Source organism: uncultured Campylobacter sp., from assembly GCF_938031315.1.
Taxonomy (GTDB): domain Bacteria; phylum Campylobacterota; class Campylobacteria; order Campylobacterales; family Campylobacteraceae; genus Campylobacter_B.
Map to the genome: position 1 here is coordinate 1 of NZ_CALHHT010000343.1, position 2,296 is coordinate 2,296.

Sequence of the window (2,296 nt, forward strand, 5' to 3'; positions counted from 1 at the left end):
AGCTTGAAATTTTGCAGCGACTTTGTTTGGATTATACAGATCGCCTACGCAGAGCATAAAAGAGCGGAGCGGTTAAAATTTCTTCGTAGGCGCGGCGTTTTTCAAGCGGTATTATTGCAAACGGCGCAAAATTTTACATCCGCCGTTACGCGAAAGCGCTGCCGTAAAGGGCGCAGTCTCGCTAGCTCGCACCGCCGATGAAAACGTTTCGTCGTGCCGCGAACGAATGAGCTCGCGATGAATACGCGCTACTGTGCCGAGTGCGGGCTGGCTACGATAAAATCACGTCGCTGTGCCAAGTAGAGCGGGCCTATTCGCCGTCCTACGCCTCTTCTGTGAAGCTAACGATGCGCGGAGCTGCGATGCGCGCGTAATCCTGTGCGTTTAGGATGATCGAGTGATCGAGCAAGCCCGCGTTGAAAGCGATCTCTTCAAAGCGTCCGAATAGCGACGGATCGGCGATTAGCAGCAGCTTGTCGTGGAAGCTAAACGGCGGCACCGAGCCGATGACGCAGTCCGTGAGATCGCCCACTTCATCGGGGCTTACGAGCGATGCTTTCGTGCCGCCTAGCCCCTCTGCCAGGCGCTTTAAATCGGTTTTATGATCGGCTGCGAAGACCGCTAGGACGTAGATCCTGCCGTTTCTGCCCGCGGGTTTGTCGCTAGGAAGCTTCAGCTGCCGCGGCACATTTGCGCAAATTTGATCGGCGGTTAAAGTTAAATTTTCCGCGCAGGCGCCGTTTTCGTAGCCTTGAGCGGTTGCAATGGCGGAGACGTCGAGATTTTGTGCGTCATTGGCGTTTGCTAAATTTAAATTTTGCGCGAAAGAGATTTGCCCATCCTTAAAGCCCTTGATCGTGCAAACCAGCGCCTTTGCGCCCTGTCCCAGCTGCGTGTCGCGGATTTTGGCGACTTCGGCGGAGGTGCCCGCGCTTTCGTGAGCTACGACGCGGAAGCGCGCCCCCTGCTGCGTCAAAAGCTCTTTTAGGCTTTCAAAAATTCTCTCTGACATGCTCTCTCCTTGTTTTTGCGAAATTATACTGAAATTTTAACCAAACGACCCATCGGTGCCGAAATTCCATTCTTCGCCGTAAAATTTATCTCGCCTACGCGCAAAACCATTGCGCGATGAAAGATCTATTGCATGGCGGAAATTCCGCCATGCATAAGCTCGGTCCGCCCTGCTTCTTGTGGAACTATTTCATCTTGCGGATTTTAGGCTCTTTGCTCTCTACGAGCTCGTAAATTCTAAGCTCGACCTTGACGTCTTTGGGCGCTAAAATTCTAATTTCGCCGCCGTCGTAGGCGAATGGATGCGTGAGCTCGTAATAGATCCGCTTCTTTTGCTTCTTGCCGTCGCAGAGCATCAGCGTTTGAGCAAGTTCGTTGCCGCCGCTAAACTCGTAATAAAGCCCGTCCGAGCCCTCTTTTTGCTCTATTTTGCCGCCGATCAGATACGCGTCGTTGCAGTCGGCTTTGATCTCTTTCGAAAAGACCGCTTCGACCTTAAACTGCTGCGGCGGCATCTTTGACGGCGTTAGCTGAAAGACGTTTAGCTGCTTTTGCGCCTCGCCGCCGAACAAAAACAGCGGCAACAAAAAGAAAAATACGCTTTTTCTCATTTTTTACTCCTATTTAAAAAAGTTTGCGCCTAATTTTAGCAAAATTTTATCGCGATTTGCTTATGCGTGCTCGCCCCCGCAGTATCGCTAGTGATTTTAAAATTCCGTTTTTTTCTTTAGAGAGCCGCGATTTGAAATTCTATCTTTTAAGCGCATGAGGGTTGCGATCGCTATGCGGAGTTGCTCGGACGCGGAATTTAAAATGCGCTTGCCGCGCCGATAAAATTTACGCCCGCCGCATATTTTCTCGCTCATACTCATCGCGCGAAAACGACGCAAGATCGGCGTCATATCGCAGCACTTAAGAGCAGATAGATTTCATGAAAAAGAGCGGAGCTGGCAAATTTTAAAATTTTACCGATACGGCGCGCTGGCGCCGCATAGATATGTCGCTTGGGAATTTAACGGTGAAATTTTACCGCCCGTCGCGGCAATTGCGAGATTAAAATTTCAAAAGGTCGCAATAACGCGCATGTTTTTAGCGACCAGCGCAGCAAACGAAATTTCGCAGCCATTTCGGATTTGAGACGCCGTATGGTTCTGTGTTTTGCGGCGGATCGAATGAAGCCTTGAAAATTCTGCTAGCGACGGCGGGATTGGAATTTGGCTCGCGGCGGTATGGTTACGGCTTCTGCTCGCGGCAGTCGACTCTGAACTTTTGCCGACTACATCGG

General features: G+C 50.8%; 4 protein-coding genes. All 4 read right to left on the bottom strand.

Annotated elements, in window-relative coordinates:
* Positions 1-322 precede the first annotated feature (322 nt).
* Positions 323-1,012: a YbaK/EbsC family protein gene (locus tag Q0236_RS08230; protein ID WP_297916794.1), complete on the bottom strand. Its 690-nt coding sequence runs from the start codon at positions 1,010-1,012 to the stop codon at positions 323-325.
* A gap of 184 nt (positions 1,013-1,196) precedes the next feature.
* Positions 1,197-1,622 carry an ecotin family protein gene (locus Q0236_RS08235; RefSeq protein WP_297916796.1) on the bottom strand — a complete coding sequence of 142 codons (426 nt, stop codon included), beginning with the start codon at positions 1,620-1,622 and terminating at the stop codon, positions 1,197-1,199.
* Between the two features lie 96 nt (positions 1,623-1,718).
* Positions 1,719-1,877 (bottom strand): hypothetical protein, encoded by a 159-nt coding sequence (locus tag Q0236_RS08240; protein ID WP_297916798.1) that lies wholly within the window; start codon positions 1,875-1,877, stop codon positions 1,719-1,721.
* Between the two features lie 195 nt (positions 1,878-2,072).
* Positions 2,073-2,296: hypothetical protein (locus Q0236_RS08245; RefSeq protein WP_297916800.1), on the bottom strand; the 224-nt coding region annotated here is incomplete at its 5' end.